The organism is Thiocystis violacea (genome assembly GCF_016583565.1).
GTDB lineage: Bacteria > Pseudomonadota > Gammaproteobacteria > Chromatiales > Chromatiaceae > Thiorhodococcus > Thiorhodococcus violaceus_A.
Genome location: NZ_NRRF01000211.1, coordinates 1 through 1,153 on the forward strand (window position 1 = coordinate 1; position 1,153 = coordinate 1,153).

The 1,153-nt window shown below is 60.9% G+C and carries 2 protein-coding genes; one reads left to right on the forward strand and one right to left on the reverse strand.

All coding sequences use genetic code 11. The features are described 5' to 3' along the window. The first annotated feature begins 161 nt into the window (after positions 1 to 161). A complete protein-coding gene (locus tag CKO23_RS24815) occupies positions 162 to 680 on the forward strand; it encodes a DUF4351 domain-containing protein (RefSeq protein ID WP_440870599.1) in 519 nt (172 codons plus the stop codon). A gap of 160 nt (positions 681 to 840) precedes the next feature. On the opposite strand, the gene CKO23_RS24820 is transcribed toward CKO23_RS24815, so the two are convergent. Beyond that, on the reverse strand, positions 841 to 975 hold the full coding sequence (locus CKO23_RS24820) for a hypothetical protein (RefSeq protein WP_200336224.1): 135 nt from the start codon (positions 973 to 975) through the stop codon (positions 841 to 843). Between the last annotated feature and the right edge of the window lie 178 nt (positions 976 to 1,153).

Genomic DNA, 1,153 nt, shown 5'->3' on the forward strand with positions numbered 1-1,153 from the left:
TGCGTGTGCGCGTCGATCAGTGCTGCGAACGGATGGGCCATCGGTTTTCTCCCCTTGAAAAAGGCGGGGAGCCTTTCCAGCCCGGCTCGCGAGCCGCCGAGTGTCACGGACTCGGATGGCGGTGTTCAGCCATCTTCTAAGAAAGACAGTCGGAAGCGTCAATGACGCTGCCGAAAACCGATCACATGGGGCTATCTGCAGCGAAAAAATACTCATCGGCAGGCATCATGCCTGCGGAATGTGCGTTCCGACTCGAGAACAGTCGCCGCCCCGAGGATATCGAGCGGGTGCTGGCGAGTCTGATCGATTGGCTGGCCGCCCCCGAGCAGGACAGTCTGCGCCGCGCCTTTGTCGTCTGGCTCAAGCGCGTGCTGCTACCGGCTCGGGTTCCCGGTGCCGAGCTACCGAACGTCAACGACCTTCAGGAGATGCGTGCCATGTTGGCCGAACGGGTGAAGACCTGGACCGAAGAGTGGAAGCAACAGGGTATCTCCGAGGGCGAGGTCAAGTTGCTGCGTCGGCAGTTGGTCCGGCGCTTCGGAGCATTGCCGGCCTGGGCCGAGGCGCGCCTCGAGCAGGCGGGCGAGGCGGAACTTGAGGGTTGGGCCGATCGCGTCCTGGACGGCGCGACCCTGGAAGCGGTGCTTCAGGAGCCGGTAGCGCCCTTATCTGTAGGATGACCGACTTCTTAAGCCATTGATTTAATGGCGTAATAATTTCTCGCCATCCTATAGATTGTGGCACTACCCAGGAGCCGACCTGAGAATCGGTTCTGCGCTGTTGTCCACGAACAAAGCCCCTAAGTGGCGCTCAGCCATTCGCTGAGCGCCTGCCTCTCCGTCAGCACTCGATGTGCTCAGCGATGTCGAGTGCGTCGTCAACCTCCACTCCCAAGTACCTGACCGTGCTTTCGATTTTGCGATGCCCGAGGAGCAACTGCACGGCGCGCAAGTTCTTGGTCTGACGGTAGATCAACGTCGCCTTGGTTCGGCGTAACGAGTGCGTCCCGTACTCTTGCGGATCCGCCCCCCATCAACCCGATCCATCGCTTCACGATGCGCGCGTACTGACGAGCGGACAGATGTGGTGAGCCACTCTGCCGACTGGGGAAGAGGACGTCTGCGGATGACAGCCCCGCCTCTTTGATCCAGTT